Origin of the sequence: Rhodococcus sp. IEGM1428 (assembly GCF_050321865.1) — a bacterium.
Taxonomy (GTDB): Bacteria; Actinomycetota; Actinomycetes; order Mycobacteriales; family Mycobacteriaceae; genus Rhodococcoides.
This window is the reverse complement of record NZ_JBNQFW010000002.1, coordinates 1,162,452-1,181,588: the sequence shown is the minus strand read 5'-3', so window position 1 is coordinate 1,181,588 and position 19,137 is coordinate 1,162,452. Positions and strand designations below refer to the sequence as shown.

Here is a 19,137-nt window from a genome sequence, read left to right as displayed (position 1 = left end):
GCACAACCGCCAGGGTTGCACCGCGTTGCACTGCGCCGGCCGCAGTGCAACCTCCCGCAACCCTGACGGTCGGGTGTGATTCAGCTCATAGTGACGGCGTCACCTTCGCCTCGAACGAAACGAGCAGCACATGACCGCAACCGCAGACCGCCCACTGAGCAAGCCGAAAATTACTCCACCACAAAGTAACTGGCTCGTGTTCGGAGTTGCCAACCTCGCCGTCGTGGTGGCCGTGTCGCTAGCGACGTGGTATCTGCTGGCAGACCCCACCACCAGTCCGTGGCACTTCTATCCTCTGCCGTTCAACGCCGCGCTGTTCTGGGCGATTCTCTTCATCGTGTTCATCGGATTCGATTGCGAGTTCGTGGGATTCGACTCTCTGAAGCAACCGATGCGCGGGCTCGCGATCCTGGCATCGACGGCGGTGTTCGCCGTTGCCGTCACCTGGATCCTCGGCAGCGGGCTCGGGGCGTTGTATCCGGATTTCGCCGGCTCCCGGGAGGGCGGACTGGGCTATTTCGCCGGTGCGCTGTTCGTGCTGTTCGGTTTCGGAACCTGGGTGATGGTGGTCCTGAACTGGCAGCACTGGCCGTGGACCGTGCTGCGCATGAAGCAACCGCTGATCGGGCTGTGCGAGATCGCCTTCGTTGCCGTCCCGACTCTAGCGCTGTACTTCGTGTTCGGACTGCCGTCGGTCTCGCTCTCGGCCACCGATCCACTGATGTCCGTCGACACGGCACTGGGCTGGTTCTACTCGATCGTCGTCTCGGTGATCCTCACCGGCCAGACCCTCGACAACTGGCCGTGGAAACTGGCCGGTGGCGGCGGACGGACCGCCCTGGCGGCAACGGTCGGCAACGCGGCGCTCGGCACCGCGATCTACTTTCTGATGGTTCCACTCGCCAAACTGCTCATCGGGTCCGACGCCACCGCTGAACTCGGCAGCGTCATCAACCAGTTCCCGGCGCAGATCGGAGTGTGCTGGGCCTTCTGGATGATTTTCTGGGCCAACGGCTTCGGCAATCGATTCCCCGCGGCGGGACGCGCAGTGCTGACCTTCGCCCTGGCGATCGGCACGTTCCTGGCCTACTACTTCGTCGTTGCGGAGCACGTCCTGCACGAGCCCGTCGTGGCGGCAGGCATCTCCGGTAACGCGCTGGGCTTCATCGACTGGCTGGTGCTCTGGACGTTGATCTATGTCGTCGGATTCCAGTCGTTGGGGCTGAAGAAGCTGTCACCCGCCTGAGCCGCTGCAACGCATTGCAACTCTCGACCCACACCCACAAGAGGAGTGTGCTGGGTCACATAGAAGGCACCACGAACCGCTAGGAGTTTTGATGACCCAGACCATCGAGCCGGCCTCGATCACCCGCACGCACACCCCGCAGGAACGGGTCGACGCCTGGCTGACGAGCTTCGAGGACGCACTGGTCGCACGAGACATCCCCCGAGTTGCCGGCATGTTCGCCGTCAGCAGCTTCTGGCGCGATCTCGTCACGTTCACCTGGAATCTCAAGACCGTCGAGGGTCGCGAGGGCGTCAGCGACATGCTGTCGCAGCGACTCGACGACACCGATCCGACGGGTTTCCACACCACCGAGGTGCCCGACGAGGCGGACGGCGTCATCTCGGCGTGGATCGAGTTCGAGACCGCAACGAGCCGAGGTAAAGGGCATCTGCGCCTGACGGTCGACGCCGACACCGGCGACGACGTGGCCTGGACTCTGCTGACGACCATGCAGGAACTCAAGGGCCACGAGGAGCGTCAAGGCAAGTCCCGCATCAAAGGCGCGGTGCACGGCTCCAACGCCGATACCCAGAACTGGGCGGAGAAGAAGGAGATCGAGGAGAACGAACTCGGCTACAGCGTGCAGCCATATGCCCTCGTGATCGGTGGCGGTCAGGGCGGTATCGCGCTGGGAGCTCGATTCCGACAGTTGGGGGTGCCTGCGATAGTCGTCGACCGCGCCGAACGCCCCGGCGATCAGTGGCGTGGACGCTACAAGTCGCTGTGCCTGCACGACCCGGTCTGGTACGACCACCTCCCCTACCTGCCGTTCCCGCCGAACTGGCCCGTGTTCGCGCCGAAGGACAAGATCGGCGACTGGCTCGAGATGTACACCAAGGTCATGGAAGTTCCGTACTGGAGCAAGACCACCGCGAAGTCCGCCACCTACGACGAGGTGGCGAAGGAGTGGACGGTCGTCGTCGACCGCGACGGTGAGGAAGTGATCCTGCGGCCCAAGCAGTTGGTGATGGCCACCGGAATGTCCGGTAAGAAGAACGTCCCGAATTTCCCCGGCATGGACGAATTCGAGGGCGAGCAGCACCATTCCAGCGAACACCCCGGTCCCGATGCCTATGTCGGTAAGCGCGTGGTGGTCGTCGGTTCCAACAACTCCGCGCACGACATCTGCAAGGCGCTGTACGAGACGGGCGTCGATGTGACGATGCTGCAGCGTTCGTCCACGCACATCGTCAAGTCCGATTCGCTGTGTGAGATCGCGCTCGGGGATCTGTACTCCGAGCGGGCCGTCGAGTCCGGAATGACCACGGGTAAAGCCGATCTCACGTTCGCGTCGCTGCCGTACCGGATCATGCACGAGTTCCAGATCCCGGTGTATCAGCAGATCGCGGAGCAGGACAAGGACTTCTACGATCGCCTCGAGAAGGCCGGCTTCCAACACGACTTCGGTGACGACGGTTCGGGACTGTTCATGAAGTACCTGCGCCGGGGCTCGGGCTACTACATCGACGTCGGCGCATCCGAGCTCGTCGCGGACGGCAAGATCAAACTCGTTGCCGGACAGGTGGAGCGGATCAGCAAGACCGGCGTCGTCCTCGAAGACGGTACCGAGCTGCCGGCCGACCTCATCGTCTACGCCACCGGCTACGGCTCGATGAACGGCTGGGTCGCCGACCTGATCGATCAGGAGACCGCAGACAAGGTCGGCAAATGCTGGGGTCTCGGATCGGACACCACCAAGGATCCCGGCCCCTGGGAGGGCGAGCAGCGCAACATGTGGAAGCCGACGCAGCAGGAGAACTTCTGGTTCCACGGCGGCAATCTGCATCAGTCGCGGCACTATTCGCTCTACCTCGCGCTCCAGATCAAGGCGCGCTACGAGGGCATCGACACCCCGGTCTACGGGCTGCAGGAAGTGCATCACCTTCGGTGACGGTCGTGCGCGGAACCTCGTAGCAGAGTACGAGGTTCCGTGCACATGCGGCGCAGCCGCTCAGCGTATCCCGTCCCACACCGCGCGTGTTGCCGGTCTCGGGTCAAGGGCGACGCCGGGCTCGTCGCCGAACATCATCACCGCACGGTCGCTGCCGTACGAGTCCCAACCGGGAGAGCCGTCGCGCACGAAATCGACCCAGGCACGGTGCATCTCGTCGGCAACCTTCTGCGGCGGATTCGGGCCCGTGATTCGTGCGGTCTCGGGCTTGTGCAGCATGTCGAACACGAACGGGATCTCCAACGCATGACAGGCCCCGAGTGCGCCGTCGAACAGTGATGAGCGCCAGGTGAATTCGTAGACGAAGGCGTTACCGGAGCGGGCTTCGACCAGACGCGTGGCCGGGATACGGAAGAACCAGTCGGTCATGACGGCAATCATCAGCTCGCCGGCCGAGGCGTCGGGCAGCTGTTCGCGGTACCGGTCCAGCGCCGACGGGTCGGCTCGGTACCCGGCGAGGACCATCTTCACGTAGTCCTCGGTGAGGTGCGGGACAATTCCGGCCGGGACGATGAAGAACGCATGTTCCTCGCTGGTGGTTCCGATCAGCACGTCCACCTGTGCGCTCGCGCCATCACCGATGATGCGCGAAAATGGCAGCGCCGGAACGACATCACCGTCGATGTACGGCTCGAATGCCATCACGTTCAGGGCGAGCTCACCCCAGGCTCCGGTCGGGGCCTCGGCCGTGATTCGATCGGACAGTTCACGCTGAGCATCGACCAAGGCATCCACCGGCACCGACCCCAGGCCGTCGACCGTCGCCTCGACGCCGAGCGAGGCCGCCAACGCAGCGGAGATCTTCGCGGCGGTCTCGGCGGTGATGACGTGGTGGCCGGCTCCGCTCTGCAGAATCGCCCGTTGAAAGAGTCCCTCGGCACGGGGCATCGACATCAGGGTGCCGACGCTCATCGCGCCCGCAGACTCTCCCGCGATGGTCACCCGGGCCGGGTCGCCGCCGTAGGCAGCGATGTGGTCGCGTACCCATTCGAGGGCCGCGACCTGATCGAGCATCCCGCGGTTGGCGGGGGCTCCATCGATCAGTGCGAAACCGTCGACGCCGAGTCGGTAGTTGATCACCACGGCCACGATGCCGTCGCGCGCGAAGGCGGAACCGTCGTACGTGGGAATGGCGTTGCTGCCGTTGACGAATGCGCCACCGTGAATCCAGACGAACACCGGTGCCGAGCCGCCGACATCTGGGGTGAAGACGTTGACGTTCAGGCAGTCCTCACCGGGTACCACCGGCTCACTGAGGATCTCGCTGGTCGGCGGACGGTAGCCCACCTTGGGAACGGTGGCCCCCAACTCGAGCGCGTCGCGCACTCCGCCCCACGTGGGCGGCGGCGACGGAGCCTGAAATCGGCGGGGTCCGAACGGAGCCTCGGCGTACGGCACTCCGAGGAACGAGGTGATCCCTGCGCCGGTCCGACCGCGAACCTGGCCCTGAGGTGTATCGACGATGATCGTGTCCATACGTCCTTACTACCCTGTTCGCTTCGCCTTGTCGGTCGGACCGGCAACTTCGGGTGCTCAGACCAGACGTGCCTCGGGCGAGCCTGTCTTGCTCGCGTCACGCTCGACGGAATCACCGAGCGCATCGTCGATCTTTGCGAGCACGTCGGCGTCGAGGGTGACCTCGGAGGCCTTGATGTTCTCGGCGATCTGCTCGGGACGGGAGGCCCCGACGAGTGCGGCGGCGATGTTGTCGTTGGCCAGTACCCACGCAACGGCCAACTGCGCCATGGTGATTCCCAGATCATCGGCGATCGGCTTCAGCTGCTGCACCCGGGTGAGCGTTTGATCGTCGAGGTAGCGCGCGATCATCTTGTCGCCGCCCTTGTCGTCCTTGGCGCGCGAACCATCCGGCAGGGGTTGACCGGGGAGGTACTTACCGGTGAGCACACCCTGGGCGATGGGCGACCAGACGATCTGCGAGATGCCCAGTTCCTTCGACGTCGGGATCACCTGAGACTCGATGACACGCCAGAGAGCTGAATACTGCGGCTGGTTCGAGATGATCGAGAAGCCGTTCTGGCGGGCGAGTTCCTGCCCGGCGCGGAGCTGGTCGGCGGTCCATTCCGAGACGCCGATGTAGAGCGCCTTGCCCTGGCGGACGACGTCACCGAACGCGGCGATGGTCTCTTCGAGCGGAGTCTCGACGTCGTAGCGATGCGCCTGGTAGAGGTCGACGTAGTCGGTGCCGAGTCGACGCAGCGAGGCGTCGATACCTTCGAGGATGTGTTTGCGTGAGAGTCCGGTGTCGTTGGGGCCCTTGGGTCCGACCGGAAAGTAAACCTTCGTGAAGATCTCGAGCGATTCCCGACGCTCACCTTTCAGCGCGTCGCCCAGCACCGTCTCTGCCGCTCCGTTGGCGTAGACGTCGGCCGTGTCGAACGTGGTGATGCCCGCGTCGAGCGCCGCGCGTACGCACTGGGTGGCGATGTCGTTCTCCACCTGCGATCCGTGCGTCAACCAGTTTCCGTAGGTGATCTCCGAGATCTTGAGTCCACTGTTTCCGAGGTATCTGTAAGCCATGCAGAAAACGGTACTCCGGCGCCGGTAGAGGTCCTATCGGTCGCCCGGAGGCGAATGCGTCACCGGCCGACGACCGAGCGCCCACATGCCGACGCCGGCGAGCACCACCGTCGTGAAGGCAGCTCCCGTCGAGAGCCACAGGTCGATGCTGGGAGAGAACGTGCTCGTGTCGATCGACGTCAACGGTGTGTAGGCAGTCCAGCCGTAGGTGACGACCATCGGCACCGTGATCGCCACCGGTATCGCGAGACCCAGGGTCAGGGCCGTGGGGGTCGAGGTCGTGGGGGCCGAGGGCGTGCACGAGACGTACAGGTAGGCCGCAGCGGCCGGGAAAACCACCAGACTTGCCACGTAGTGCACATTGTCCAGCGGCGGGTACTCGAACAGTGCGGTCACGCAGACCAGTGCCAGAGCAGTGATGCCGATCCACGAACGCCCCCAGCGTATTCCGAGTGCCACACCGGCTGCCACGGCGAGTGCCGTGACAGCCACGAGCCCGAGTACCCAGACTCCGTCCGACACATCGACACCCACACCGGATGTGGTGTTCGAGGTGAGCAGGACGGCAGTCCCGGCGAGAACGAGCATGCCACCGCGGCCCGGCAGCAGAGCAGCGGCCGCGAACAGTACGGGTACGACGAGGATTCCGAAGTACCAACGACCGACGAACCCGTACTCGCTCTGAAACACGCTGAGCCCGAACAGTACATCGAGCAGAAGGCCACCGACCAAGACCAGCAGTATCGCCCCGACCGTACGGATGTCCCGCCCGGGTGGCGAACAGTCGTCACCGCGGTCGACACGAGCTGCCGAGAACACTGTCAGCACCACGAGGGCGCAGAGGGTCGGTACGACCACCGGTGTGCCGATATCGGACTCGGTGAGGTAGTCGGCGTAGCGACGCGGGACACTCGGGTATTGCAGGGCCTCGACCGCGCCTGCACTGAGCAGGCCCAGAAGGAACGACCCGATCAGCAGCGCTTGTCGAACTCGTGCACCGTTCGCCTGTACTGCAGTGCATCCCAGAAGAACTCCGCTTGCCACCACCTCGGCGAGGTCGGAGGGCATCAGCAACGCCGTCACCCCGGCGACAACGGCAGCGGCGATGGACAGGCCGGCCAAAATACTGCGCCGACGAACGAGCATAGCCAGACCCGACGCCAGAATCACTGCTGTCGCAACTCCCCCTCCACCGCTGGAGAACAGCACGCCGCCGACGCTGGTGTCGCCGAAGATGTCGACTCCGTCGGATTGCGACAACAATCCGGCCAGCAGTCCGGAGAGCAGTAGTGCGAGCACGGCCATTGCCGAATTATGCACGGCCGCCGCGGTAGTGACGGGAGGCTGCGAGGATCTTCTCGAGGGTATCTGCGAATGAGCGCAATTCGTCCTCACCCACCGCCGCACCAACGGCCTCCGACCACGCGTGTTGAGCATCTCTCAGTGCGGCGACCGTCTCGCGCCCCTTGGAGGTGGGTTCGAGTAGCTTGGCCCGCCTGTGGTGAGGGTTGTCTACGTAGACCGCCCAGCCTTTGTCCACCAACAGATTTGCCGTCCGCTGCACGCTCTGCCGCGCCAATCCCAAACCGACGCGTCGCGCGATATCAGCGACCGGCAACGGCTCGTCCAGGGTGGCCCCCAGAACCTGCCACCAGGCCGGAGTCAGGCCCGTCGGCTCGGTGATGTCCTGTGCGGCAGCGAGAAATTCGCCGTTGAGCTCGAAAACGGGCAGCACCACCGCCGTCAGCGCATCACCCTCCGGACTGCGGTCGGTCATGCCCCCGCCAGCTGGTCGTAGTACTTTCGCTCTCCTGTCGTGTAGAGGCCGTACCAAGCGTCGACGACGGGTTGCGGAAACACGTTCAGCCGCTCGAATACCAGCTTGGCGAACTCGATGGGTGCCGTCGCGCCGGCAGTGATGACCGTACCGTCGGACACTGCCCTTTCTTCTCGGTAGTGCTCGGCTCCGCTGTATTGCTTTGCAGTAGTGAGGAATTCGGCAGCATTAGACGTATGTGGCCGGTCGTCGAGCAGTCCGGTCCGAGCCAGCCCGAATGTTGCCCCGCAAATCGCCGCCACCGGAGTCCCCGCCGCAATAAGTTCGGCGGCGAGCTTCAGGACCGTGTCGTGCCCGGACTCCCAACTGCCCGCTCCCGGCAGAATCAACGCGTCGAGTGTCGGCAGATCCGCCAAGCCGACGTCCGGAGTGATGCGCAATCCTCCCATCGTCGTCACAGCCTCCCCCGTCTCCGAGGCGACGATCAGCCGGTTGGCTTCCGGGTCTTGTTCACGGGCCATGGCCAGGCCGGCGGTGAGGTACCCGTATTCCCAGTCGGCCATGGTGTCGGTGACATAGAGCGCAATGGTGGTCATCGGAACGTCCTCGCATCGATTGACAGTATGCTGTCAATCATCACCCCATTGACAGCAGGCTGTCAATACCCGGCAACACCCGAGTGGCTCGCGCGCGCGGATCCACCTCGTCCAGATAGACCCGGCATGCCGCGTGATAGCGCTGGTCGAAGGCAATACCCGCGGCTACTTCGCCCCCGAGCGCATCCGCATCCCTGACTGTTCCGCGAGCCCGTGCGACGTCCATCGGGGTGTCGACGAAGACCGTGTAGTCCCAGTAGTCAGGCAGCGGCGGCCGGTGAAGAAACGTTCCGTCCACCACGGTCGACTTTCCCGATGCCGTCACCCCGTCGATCGCCACTCGTAGTGGGTGCCCCAGATCTCGAGAGATCACGTCCCGCACCATGTCCTCACCGATGCCCATCCGACGAGGATAGGCCAGGGAAGTACTCAACCAAATGGTTGACTATGCACGTCACGAGGCTTACTCTCGGCTTCATCGAGAAAGTGAGGAGCCGATGCAGGATCACACGGAGCAACTCGACAAAACGTTCGCGGCCTTGGCCGACCCCACTCGACGCGACATGGTGGCGCGGCTCGCCGCCTCGGATGCGAGCGTCAGCGAATTGGCGGAGCCGTACGACATGAGCCTGCAGGCCGTATCCAAGCACGTGAAGGTGCTCGAGGAGGCCGGCCTGGTAACCCGCAGCAAAGATGCCCAGCGTCGGCCGGTGCATCTGGACGCGGAGGTGTTCGGCCTCGTGGCGAAATGGATCGAGCGCTATCGACAGGAAGCAGAACAACGCTATCGACGCCTCGACGCCCTGCTGGACAGCATGGACATCGAGGACAACCAGACGAAGACCCCGCACACGAAAGAAGCGTCGTAACCATGTACGAAACCGAGATACTCGCGGACGAGAAAGTACCAACGATCGAGATCGTTCGGGAGTTCGATGCAACACCGAAGCAGGTGTTCCGCGCTCACATCGATCCGGAGCTGTACCGACGGTGGGTGGGGCCCAGATCGTTGACCACGCGAATTCTGAAGTGGGAGGGCCACACCGGAGGTTCCTGGGCATTTGCCAACGATCGGGACGGCGAGGAGATCGCAGCCTTCTTCGGCAGCTTCCACGAGGTCAGGAACAACGAGCGGATCGTGTGGACGTTCACCTACGAGGGCCAACCCGATTCAGTTGCCCTCGAGACCCTCACCTTCGAGGGCCGCGACGACGGGGGCACGCTCCTGAAAGTTCTCAGTGTGATGTCGGACTTCGCAACTCGCGACGGGATGCTTTCCAGCGGAATGGATGTCGGGGTGAAAGAGGGTTACGACAAACTCGACGAACTGCTCGGGCAACGAACGGGGCCGGCACAGCAGCACCTACAGGACGCGGCAGCGTTCACCGCGCTCGTCGAGTCCGCCTCGCCCGAGGACTGGCCACACCCTAGCCCGGTATCGGGCTGGGCCGCAATCGATGTCGTGAAGCACCTGATCGAGTGGTCTCGCGGCTTTCTCGCCGGCGGCGCGGGAATCGAGTTCCAGACCCTGGACATCGACGCCGACCCGAAAGCCGCATGGAGGCACCACGTCGCCGACATCCAGGCCATCCTCGACGACCCCGCCGATCGCATACTGAGCAACCCTCATACGGGAGACATGCCGGTGGACCAGGCGATCGCAATGTTCTACACCGCCGACATCTGGATGCACTCCTGGGACCTGGCGAAAGCCCTTGGCCTGGAACACGACTTGGGCCAGGATCGCTGCGCTGCGGCCCTCGACGCCATGCGACCGATGGAGCAGATGCTACGGGACAGCGGACAGTACGGGCCCGCCGTCCCGGTCGGCGAGGACGCGTCCGCTCAGGACAAGCTGATGGCCTTCATCGGCCGTGACCCGGCCTGGACGCCCCGGAGCTAACTTGCTATGGCCTCCAGTTGCGGTCGAATCTTGTTCAGCGAGTACTCGACCGACGCTTTCGACGGTGTATTGAATCCGACGACCGTCCCGTAATCCACCACGGCTACTCCACCACCCGACGCCGCAGGCAGACTGGAGAATCCCGGAAGCTTCTCCAGGTCCTCCCGCGTTCCCCCGTTGGGAAGCATCACGACCAGGTCGGCCGTCAGCACGTCGAGCCGCTCGGGGCTGAGCACGATGCGCCCGTGAGAGATATCGGGTGAATCGACCAGACTCTGCGGCACACTGAGCCCGATGCTGCCGAACACCTGGGCCGCACCGTCTTCGGGGTCGGCGACAACAGCCAGCTGCTGGGAGTCGAAGACGAACTGGGAGAGCACCGCCGTCTTACCCTCGAGTCCCGGATAATCCCTCTCGATGTCGTCGGTGACGGCGTGGCCATCGTCGATGATTCGCCGAGCGTCGTCTTCCCGATCGAGCACGAGCCCGAGGGTCTCGATCTGCGATTCCCAGGTCTCGACCCGGTCCGACTTGGGCAAAATTGTAGGTGCGAAATCCGCCAGACCTGCATACGGTTCGATCGACGCAATTCCCGACACCAGGATCAGATCCGGCTGCAGCGCCGCGATCTGCTCGGTCGGCACCGCACCGTCCATCTGGTCGACCGCAGCCGGGTCGAGCATCTCGGCGTCGGAACTCACTGCCGACTGCCAGGGGTAGAGCCCGCGTTCGTCGCCGTTCGATCCTGCGGAGACATACCCGACGGGTTGCACGTCGAATTCGAGCAGCGCGTCGACCCACTGCTGTCCGAAGGCGACGATGCGCTCCGGCGTTCCCGTGATCTGTGTCGGTCCCGCAAGAGTGTCGATCGTGACAGTGCGGGCTTCGGATCCGGCGTCGTCAGCTGCCCCGCTGCTGCACGCGACCAGCGTCAATACGGTGCTCAGACCGAGTGCACACCCCAGGAATGTCCGTTTCATCCGCAGAAGTTAGCACAGGCTCACCTTGCTGCGGTGGCCTACCTTCAGAGGTACTTCTTCAGCTCCATCTTCGCGATCGACATCTTGTGCACCTCGTCCGGACCGTCGGCCAGACGCAGGGTGCGGATGTGGGCGTACATCATCGCGAGCGGGAAATCATTGCTCACTCCGCCGCCGCCGTGCACCTGAATGGCACGGTCGATGATCTTCAGTGCCATCTCGGGTGCAGCAACCTTGATGGCTGCGATCTCGGTGCGCGCTTCCTTGTTCCCGACGGTGTCCATCAGGTACGCGGCTTTGAACGTGAGCAGTCGCGTCTTCTCGATCTCGATCCGCGCCTCGGCGATCCAGTCCTGAATGTTCGAGCGCATCGCCACCGGCTTACCGAACGTCACTCGCGATACTGCACGGCGACAGAGTAATTCGAGCGCCCGCTCGGCAACGCCGATGGTGCGCATCGCGTGGTGGATACGGCCGGGCCCCAAGCGAGCCTGACTGATGGCGAAGCCCTCGCCCGGACCCTTCAACACGTCCTTTGCCGGCACCCGCACGTCCTCGAAGAGCACCTCGGCGTGACCTTCGCGGTCGATGTAGCCGAACACCGGCAGATTACGCAGGACCGTGACACCGGGTGCGTCGATGGGTACCACCAGCATCGACTGTTGACGGTGCGTGGCCGCCTCGGGATCGGTCTTGCCCATGACGATGAGAACCTTGCAGTTCTTGTGCATTGCGTTGGACGTCCACCACTTGCGCCCGTTGAGGATGAAGTCGTCCCCGTCGCGGTCCATCTTCATGGCGATGTTCGTGGCGTCGGAACTGGCGACGTCGGGCTCGGTCATCGCAAAGGCAGAACGAATGGTGCCGTCCAGCAACGGCTTCAAGTACTTCTCTTTGTGCTCGTCGGTGCCGAAGAGCGTGAAGACCTCCATGTTGCCGGTATCGGGTGCGTTGCAGTTGCACGCCTCGGGGGCGAGCAGGCTGCGGCCCATGATCTCGGCGAGCGGGGCGTACTCGAGGTTGGTCAGACCGGGGCCCCACTCGGGGTGCGGGTGGAACAGATTCCACAGTCCACGTGAGCGCGCTTCCTTCTTCAGATCCTCGATGATCGGGGGCTGAAAATGCGGGTCACCGGAGTCGAGCATCTGCTGCTCGTACACGGCCTCGGCCGGGTAGACGTGAGAGTCCATGAACTCCAACAGATCCGACTCGTATTTCTTCGCACGGTCGGAGGTCTCGAAAAATGCCACAGTGGGCCCCTATCGGTTGTTGTCGAGCAGGCTGTCCTGGTAGCGACGCATGCCGCGCAACCACCGGTCGTAGTCGGCACCCTTGTTGCGGTACATGTCCAGTACGTTCTCGTGCGGCAGGATGAGGAACTGCTCGCGGTCCATCGCGTCGAGCACCACATCGGCAACGTCGAGGGGTTCGAGTACGGCACCAGCGCTCAGAACCGCTGCAGTTGCGGCCGCTCCCAACGCATCTCCGGATTCGCGTCCCTCGTAGAGCAGTTTGGTGTTGACACCCATGGGGCACAGGCAACTGACACGAATGCCTCGGTTGCCGTAGGTGACGTTCATCCATTCGGCGAATCCGACGGCCGCGTGCTTGGTCGTCGCGTATGTGGCCGAACCGATCTGGGTGAGCAGACCCGCCGCAGAGGCGGTGCTGACGAAATACCCCTCACCACGCTCGAGCCAACCCGGGACCAAGAGCTGCGCTGCGCGTATGTGTGCCCGAACGTTCACATCGAACGAGAGGTCCCAGTCCTGTTCGGTGGCGTCGAGTCCGGGTGCGCCGCTGATGCCTGCGTTGGCGAAGTAAAGATCGACCGGACCGAACGAGGCCTCGGCCTGTGCGATCAGCCGCTCGATATCCGCGATGTTCGACGCGTCCGCCGCGACCGCGACGGCCGTCCCCGGCCGATCTCGTTCGATGGCGTCGACCACTGCTCGAGCCGCCTTCCCGTCGAGGTCGGAGACGACGACGCGTGCGCCGTGCTCCGAGAGTCGAGCAGCGATGGCCCCGCCGATTCCGCCACCACCGCCGGTGACGATGGCAACCTTGCCTTCAACCTTCATGCCCCAGGTATAGTTGAAGTCAGATTCAAGTTCAACCCTGGTTCGGTGAACGGCCAGCTCAGGCAGGGTGTCATGCCCTCGGCCGCGTCGGATCGGTGATCCATCCCGACCACGAGCCCGGATACAACGCAGCGTCGATACCAGCCAACTCGAGGGCAAGAATCTGGTGTGCGGCGGTCACCCCGGATCCGCAATAGACAGCGACGTCTTTCCCTTCCGGCACAAGTCCACCGAATGTGCCATCGAGTACCTCGGGATCCAGGAACTTTCCGTCCGAATCGACGTTGTCGGTCGTCGGTCGGTTGATCGCGCCCGGGATGTGACCAGCCACGGGGTCCACCGGCTCCACCTCGCCGCGGAATCGTTCGGGTGCCCGCGCGTCGAGCAGTACGTTGTCCCGGGCGAAATCGAGTACGTCGTCGACGTCGAGGACGCGCGCCAAGGATGGCCGGGCGCTGAACGATCCAGCTGCCACGATCGATGGTTCGGTGCCGATCGGGAATCCGGCGGCCACCCACTGAGCCAGACCGCCATCGAGGACTCGCACGTCCGCGTGGCCGTAGTAGCGCAACAGCCACCAGCCACGCGCGGCCGCGGTCGCCGGTCCTCCGTCGTAGACCACTACCGAGGAGTCGTCGCTGACGCCGGCGCCGCGCATTGCTGCGACGAAGGTCTCCTCGTCGGGCAATGGGTGACGACCGCGGTGATTCGGGTCGTTCCTGCTGGCTCCACTCCCGTGGTCCGGCGGGGCGGCCAGATCGGCATCGAGGTCGACGAATTGGGCGTGCGGGATGTGCCCGGCCTCGTAACCTGCTCTGTCGCTCCCGGTCTGGAGCGTGAACCGGATGTCGAGGACGACGGGGGCCCGTCCCATCTCGAAGAGATCGTGCAGTTCGGCGGCAGAGATCAGCGGCGAAGGGCTCATAAGCATCCGACGCTAACAGCCCCACACGGGGAATAGCTCGGTGTTGCATCAGGTTGTGCGCAGGCGTGACCGAAACTGCATCCACAACTCAGCATCTGTCCACCACCGGGCTCTTCGAGCCGTTCGAGGTCAAGTCGCTGAAGCTGCGCAACCGCTTCGCCATGGCCCCAATGACGCGCGCCTTCTCGCCCGACGGCATCCCCGGCCCGGATGTGGCCAAGTACTACCGCAAACGCGCCGCCGGTGGCACCGGCCTCATCATCACCGAGGGCACCTACATCCCCGACCCCGCCGCAGGTCCTCACACCCGCGTGCCACGGATCTACGGCGACGCCAGCCTCGAAGGCTGGAAGGGCGTCGTCGACGCGGTGCACGCCGAGGGCAGCGCGATCATCCCGCAGCTGTGGCACCTCGGCGTCGAGCGGGGCACCGAGCCTCGCCTGTTCCCAGACGTCACCACCGTCAGCCCGTCCGGAATTGCTCTCGACGGTTCCTCGGTCGGCAAAGCATTCACCGACGCCGACCTCGACGAACTCACCTCGCAGTGGGTACAGGCTGCGGTCAACGCACAGAACACCGGCTTCGACGGCCTCGAACTGCACGGCGCTCACGGCTACCTGCTCGACGAGTTCCTCTGGGCCACAACAAATGTGCGCGACGACGAGTTCGGCGGCTCGCTCGAAGCCCGTACCCGTTTTCCGGCACAGGTCGTTGCTGCGATTCGTGCGGCCGTCGGCGAGGACTTCGCCATCGTGTACCGATTCTCGCAGTGGAAGAGCAATCACTTCGACGCTCGGATCGCGCAGAACCCCGATGAACTCGGACGCGTCCTGACGCCACTGGTCCACGCTGGAGTGGACGTGTTGCACGCCTCGACCCGACGCCACTGGGATCCGGCATTCCCCGAGCTGGACGGTAACGACGGAAAGCTCGGCTTGGCCGGTTGGACCCGCAAGCTCACCGGAGTTCCGACGATCACCGTCGGATCGGTCGGTCTCGACTCGGTGTTCACTTCGGCATGGTCGGAGGATGCCGCGTCGGGTGTGACCGGATTGGACGCTCTCGTCGGTCAATTCCAGGACGGCGAGTTCGATCTGGTGGCCGTCGGGCGCGCGTTGCTGTCCGATCCGGAGTGGGTGAACAAGGTAGGCGACGGCCGCGTCGACGAGCGCATCGAATTCACGCGCGATCACATTCAGCACCTGGTCTGACATCCGGTCGGACATTTCGTATCGCAACCTGCTTCGGTAGCGCTGGAGGTCTGGGCGCTGCGGGAGACGGTCCTCGAGGTCCTGTGCTCCCCTCATCGCCCTCGGCACCCCAGCGGGAGACGGGTCAACACGCCGGCCGCCTCGAGTTCGCGTATCCGGGTGGCAAGAATGTTCGTCGGCACTCCGAGCTCGCGCTGCAGTTCACCGTAACGCTGCGGCCCGCGGAGCAACCGTTCCACGATGAGCAGTGCCCACCGTGCTCCGACTACGTCGAGGGCAGCCGCGAGGTCGCTCACGTGGCGGGAGCGGCGTCCGGCTTCATCCAGAACGGCGAGTAGTGGCAGCCGTCGAGGTCGTCGAACTGGCGCTGGTACATGAAGGGGTAGTCGTCGGTGTCACCGATACGTCCGCCTGTAGCGCTGCTGCGCGCGAAAGTCAGTCGCCTGCCGCCCGAGCACGGTGCCGTCGGGCCTTCATCTTGTTGCCACACGTGGCCATCGAGCACCACCGCGCGGTGCCCGCACGCGAACGATCCAGCAGAAACAAGCGGCACTCGTCATTCGCACACGGACGCAGTGCGCCAGGCAACGTCTCACGAATCCCCGCCCAGGCCAGCACAATCCGTGCGGCCAGCCGGCGATCCTCGGACACCTGCAGAACCCAGTGAAGCGCGTCATCGGTCAGCACCGGCACCCGCGAGAGGCCATCCAGGTACCTGCACAGCGACGACGGTGGCGTTGCACCTCGCACCACCCGCTGGAGGTCGTCACGTACAGCGCGGCTCACCCGAAGTTCTTCTCCGCTTCCGGTCCCGCCGCGAGCATTCAGCCAGTCGCGACCGTCCGCATCGTCCGCCAAGAGATCGATCGGCCGATCGTCGACCACCGGCGTGGTGTTGAGCAGGTCGACCAGCAGTGCTTCGTCGATCGCCCGCGCCTCCTCGGTCATCATGTAACCACCATAGCTCACTTGACAGGTTACGACAATTGTGGTTCGGTCATTGGAGTAACCACATAAACTATCCATAGGGGTTATCCATGGTCGCCGTTCATCACCACACCACCACCGTCGACGGGCTCGAAGTCTTTTATCGCGAGGCCGGCAATCCGACCGATCCCACCATCGTGCTGCTACACGGAACACCTTCGAGCTCCTTCATGTTTCGCGACCTCATCCCGTTGTTGGGCAACCATTTTCACGTGATCGCACCCGACCTCATCGGCTTCGGATACTCGGCAGCTCCGTCCGTCGACGACTTCGACTACACCTTCGACACCCTCACCGCCGTCACCGACCACCTCCTCGACCAACTGAGCGTCGACCGGTACGCGATCTACACCCAGGACTACGGCGCACCCGTCGGGTGGCGACTCGCGCTCCGCCATCCCGATCGCATCACCGCCATCGTCACCCAGAACGGCAACGCGTACGAGGAAGGGTTCGTGGACTCGTTCTGGGCGCCTCTGTGGACCTACGCGAAGAGCCGCACGCCGGAAAACGCTGCACCGCTGCGCGCGGCACTCGAACTGGAAGCCGTCCGATGGCAGTACGTCCACGGCGTATCCGATCCGACGCTGCTGAGCCCCGACGCCTGGATCCACGATCACGCGCTGCTCACCCGTCCCGGCATCGACGAGATTCAGCTGAAACTCTTCGCCGACTACCCGTCGAACGTCCGCCTGTACCCAGCGGTGCAGCGCTACTTTCGCGATTCACGACCCCCGCTCCTTGCCGTCTGGGGCAAGAACGACGAGATCTTCGGACCCGACGGTGCGCGTGCGTTCCTGCGCGATCTTCCCGACGCCGAAGTTCACCTGCTGGACGGGGGCCACTTCCTCCTCGAAAGCCACCTCGACGAAGTAGCCTCCCTGATTACCGCCTTCCTGCACCGGTTCACCAGGGCACGACAGGCAGCCTGATCGCCCCGACCCGAACACGTTCTCGATTCCGCGCCGCTACGGCTCTACCTCGAATAGCCATGTAGACCAACAATATCCGAGAAAGGTTGGACGTCATGCGAGCAGTTGACGACCATATGCCGAGCCAGTGGCATGCAGGGGAAGAGACGATGCACCGTCTGCTGCAGGTGCCTTACGAGGACAACCCCACTGTTCCGGGTCTGCCCGCCGCGTACGGCCCCTGGATGAGTCGGAGCCCACTCGTGGCGCTGGGAACAACCGGCGTCGACGATCGCGTGTGGACAACTCTGCTCGGGGGCGCTCCTGGAACAGCAACCGCGGCCGCGGACGGGGTCCTGCGGTTGAGGTTCCAGGCCCAGCTCGAACCTCACACCGCAGACCCGGTGCTCGAAATTCTCTTACGCGACGAACAGCCGAACGGACGAGGAAGGCTGGTCTCGGGCCTCGTCATGGACCTGGAGCACCGAGGCCGGGTCAAGATCGCAGGACGGATACTCGACGGTATCGTGGCGGTAAAGAGCACGAAGACAACAACTTCAGAGAATGACGGGCTCACCGACGTCCTGGCAAACATCGCGGTCGACGAAACCCTCGGGAACTGCCCCAAGTATCTGAACAAGCGGGCGATAACACCTTACGAATCTTCACCCCAGTTGATCAGCGATTCCCTCCCGCTACCAGCCGAGGCCCTCAACATCATCGACAAATCCGACACCTTGCTCATCTCCAGCCGACACGGTGCCGAGAGTATGGACACCAACATCCGCGGCGGGGCACCAGGATTCGTCCGGGTCTTCAGCAACTCCGAGGCGGAGGGCGTCACCCTGGTATATCCGGAGTACTCGGGGAACCGCCTCTACCAGACGTTGGGGAACATCACCTCCGACCGGGCAGTGGGAGTCACCTTTCCCGATTTCGACACCGGAGACGTGCTCTACCTTTCGGGAAGCGCAGAGGTACTGATCGGCGATGCCGCTGAAAGTGTTCTGCCACATAGTAAAATGGCCGTGAGGATCGAGATCGAGGCGGTGCGCTTGGTGAGAAACGGCCTTGCGTTCCGAGGCACGCTTCTCGACCCGTCCCCGTACAACCCGCCGGTCAGGAGATTGGCCCGCGAGGTCGGGGTTTCGGGCCGGCAGCCCAGCCCAGCGGAAAGAACTCTTGCCTCGCTGATCCACAAGCTACCGATCACACCGACGATATCGCGATACACATTCCGACTTGCTCCGGGCGGATCGTCGACGCCGGTGCAGTGGCGCGCCGGGCAACACGTCACCCTCGACTTCTCGGATCGACTCGATCGCGGCTGGTCGCACATGCGCGATCATGACCCGAGTTCCCTCAACGACGACTTCGTCAGAACGTTCACTGTGTCGAGCGCACCGCATACGTTGGGCAGCAACATATTCGAGATCACCGTCCGAGAGCACGGACCGGTCACCGGACTGCTGTCGCGATGGACCCCAGGTTCGGACCTGACTGTCACTGTCATGGGCTTCGGCGGCGAGGATGACGTCAGATACGCCGACACCCAGTACGCCGACACCAAGCCGAATACCGACGACGTCGTGGTCGTGGCATCGGGGGTCGGGATCACTCCATTCATGGCACAGGCGCACGCTGCCCACGAATCCGGGCTCGCACTGACCTTGCTTTGGACTGTGCGCGCAGAGGATCTGGCTCTCGCCGTCGACGTCGTCGAGCGGGTCAGCCAGTTCGGGGTGGCAATCACCGTGTTCATTACCGGACAGATGGACAACGACCAGCATTCTCAGCTTCGAGTTCTCGAACAGCTCGGAGCCCGAACACACACCCGAAGAATGACCGAGGCCGACGTCACAGCCGTGGGACGCGTCGGGCGAAGACAGTTCTTCGTATGCGCTGCACCGCGTTTGCACGAAGCAGTTCTGGAGTGGGTGGCAGGTGAAGACGTCAGGTTCGAGGCGTTCGACTACTGAACGGTGCATT

Annotated in this window: 19 protein-coding genes; 7 read left to right on the top strand and 12 right to left on the bottom strand. The window is 63.9% G+C overall.

The genetic code is table 11. The annotated features are described in order from the left end of the window. Positions 1–130 precede the first annotated feature (130 nt). Positions 131–1,246: a hypothetical protein gene (locus ACQR3T_RS14215; RefSeq protein ID WP_428693837.1), complete on the top strand. Its 1,116-nt coding sequence runs from the start codon at positions 131–133 to the stop codon at positions 1,244–1,246. A gap of 91 nt (positions 1,247–1,337) precedes the next feature. Beyond that, positions 1,338–3,179, top strand: a complete 1,842-nt coding sequence (locus tag ACQR3T_RS14210; protein ID WP_032380101.1) for a flavin-containing monooxygenase — start codon at positions 1,338–1,340, stop codon at positions 3,177–3,179. A gap of 60 nt (positions 3,180–3,239) precedes the next feature. On the opposite strand, the gene ACQR3T_RS14205 is transcribed toward ACQR3T_RS14210, so the two are convergent. From ACQR3T_RS14205 to ACQR3T_RS14180, 6 genes are read right to left on the bottom strand one after another with little or no spacing between them, the layout of a single operon-like run. Beyond that, positions 3,240–4,715: a carboxylesterase/lipase family protein gene (locus tag ACQR3T_RS14205; RefSeq protein ID WP_428693836.1), complete on the bottom strand. Its 1,476-nt coding sequence runs from the start codon at positions 4,713–4,715 to the stop codon at positions 3,240–3,242. A gap of 57 nt (positions 4,716–4,772) precedes the next feature. After that, a complete protein-coding gene (locus tag ACQR3T_RS14200) occupies positions 4,773–5,777 on the bottom strand; it encodes an aldo/keto reductase family protein (RefSeq protein WP_428693835.1) in 1,005 nt (334 codons plus the stop codon). Between the two features lie 33 nt (positions 5,778–5,810). Beyond that, entirely contained in the window at positions 5,811–7,082 is a 1,272-nt protein-coding gene (locus tag ACQR3T_RS14195; RefSeq protein WP_428693834.1) for a hypothetical protein, read from the bottom strand. A 7-nt stretch (positions 7,083–7,089) separates the two neighbouring features. Next, positions 7,090–7,554, bottom strand: coding sequence for a MarR family winged helix-turn-helix transcriptional regulator (locus tag ACQR3T_RS14190; protein WP_428693833.1), 465 nt, complete (start codon positions 7,552–7,554; stop codon positions 7,090–7,092). Then, positions 7,551–8,150 carry a DJ-1/PfpI family protein gene (locus tag ACQR3T_RS14185; RefSeq protein WP_428693832.1) on the bottom strand — a complete coding sequence of 200 codons (600 nt, stop codon included), beginning with the start codon at positions 8,148–8,150 and terminating at the stop codon, positions 7,551–7,553. Before ACQR3T_RS14185 ends, ACQR3T_RS14190 begins: the two co-directional genes overlap by 4 nt. Before the next feature lie 40 nt (positions 8,151–8,190). Then, positions 8,191–8,553: a hypothetical protein gene (locus ACQR3T_RS14180; RefSeq protein WP_428693831.1), complete on the bottom strand. Its 363-nt coding sequence runs from the start codon at positions 8,551–8,553 to the stop codon at positions 8,191–8,193. A gap of 94 nt (positions 8,554–8,647) precedes the next feature. Here ACQR3T_RS14180 and ACQR3T_RS14175 point away from each other — a divergent pair, with 94 nt between their 5' ends. Beyond that, complete coding sequence (locus ACQR3T_RS14175; RefSeq protein ID WP_428693830.1) at positions 8,648–9,019, top strand: ArsR/SmtB family transcription factor; 372 nt, start codon at positions 8,648–8,650, stop codon at positions 9,017–9,019. 2 nt (positions 9,020–9,021) lie between these two features. Continuing rightward, positions 9,022–10,053 carry a TIGR03086 family metal-binding protein gene (locus ACQR3T_RS14170; RefSeq protein WP_428693829.1) on the top strand — a complete coding sequence of 344 codons (1,032 nt, stop codon included), beginning with the start codon at positions 9,022–9,024 and terminating at the stop codon, positions 10,051–10,053. On the opposite strand, the gene ACQR3T_RS14165 is transcribed toward ACQR3T_RS14170, so the two are convergent. The 4 genes from ACQR3T_RS14165 to ACQR3T_RS14150 all read right to left on the bottom strand — a co-directional run bounded on the left by ACQR3T_RS14165 (position 10,050) and on the right by ACQR3T_RS14150 (position 14,039). After that, on the bottom strand, positions 10,050–11,033 hold the full coding sequence (locus ACQR3T_RS14165) for an ABC transporter substrate-binding protein (RefSeq protein WP_428693828.1): 984 nt from the start codon (positions 11,031–11,033) through the stop codon (positions 10,050–10,052). The genes ACQR3T_RS14170 and ACQR3T_RS14165 overlap by 4 nt on opposite strands. Before the next feature lie 44 nt (positions 11,034–11,077). Further along, positions 11,078–12,223: an acyl-CoA dehydrogenase family protein gene (locus ACQR3T_RS14160; RefSeq protein WP_428693927.1), complete on the bottom strand. Its 1,146-nt coding sequence runs from the start codon at positions 12,221–12,223 to the stop codon at positions 11,078–11,080. 69 nt (positions 12,224–12,292) lie between these two features. Beyond that, positions 12,293–13,114 (bottom strand): SDR family oxidoreductase, encoded by an 822-nt coding sequence (locus tag ACQR3T_RS14155; protein ID WP_428693827.1) that lies wholly within the window; start codon positions 13,112–13,114, stop codon positions 12,293–12,295. Positions 13,115–13,184: 70 nt separating this feature from the next. Further along, entirely contained in the window at positions 13,185–14,039 is an 855-nt protein-coding gene (locus ACQR3T_RS14150; protein WP_428693826.1) for a sulfurtransferase, read from the bottom strand. Between the two features lie 65 nt (positions 14,040–14,104). Here ACQR3T_RS14150 and ACQR3T_RS14145 point away from each other — a divergent pair, with 65 nt between their 5' ends. Beyond that, complete coding sequence (locus tag ACQR3T_RS14145; protein WP_428693825.1) at positions 14,105–15,250, top strand: NADH:flavin oxidoreductase; 1,146 nt, start codon at positions 14,105–14,107, stop codon at positions 15,248–15,250. Between the two features lie 92 nt (positions 15,251–15,342). On the opposite strand, the gene ACQR3T_RS14140 is transcribed toward ACQR3T_RS14145, so the two are convergent. Continuing rightward, entirely contained in the window at positions 15,343–15,546 is a 204-nt protein-coding gene (locus tag ACQR3T_RS14140; protein WP_428693824.1) for a winged helix-turn-helix transcriptional regulator, read from the bottom strand. 139 nt (positions 15,547–15,685) lie between these two features. Further along, positions 15,686–16,201 (bottom strand): CGNR zinc finger domain-containing protein, encoded by a 516-nt coding sequence (locus ACQR3T_RS14135; RefSeq protein ID WP_428693823.1) that lies wholly within the window; start codon positions 16,199–16,201, stop codon positions 15,686–15,688. A gap of 86 nt (positions 16,202–16,287) precedes the next feature. Here ACQR3T_RS14135 and ACQR3T_RS14130 point away from each other — a divergent pair, with 86 nt between their 5' ends. Continuing rightward, positions 16,288–17,169 carry an alpha/beta fold hydrolase gene (locus ACQR3T_RS14130; protein WP_428693822.1) on the top strand — a complete coding sequence of 294 codons (882 nt, stop codon included), beginning with the start codon at positions 16,288–16,290 and terminating at the stop codon, positions 17,167–17,169. 95 nt (positions 17,170–17,264) lie between these two features. Then, positions 17,265–19,127 carry a pyridoxamine 5'-phosphate oxidase family protein gene (locus tag ACQR3T_RS14125; protein ID WP_428693821.1) on the top strand — a complete coding sequence of 621 codons (1,863 nt, stop codon included), beginning with the start codon at positions 17,265–17,267 and terminating at the stop codon, positions 19,125–19,127. The last annotated feature ends 10 nt before the right edge of the window (positions 19,128–19,137 follow it).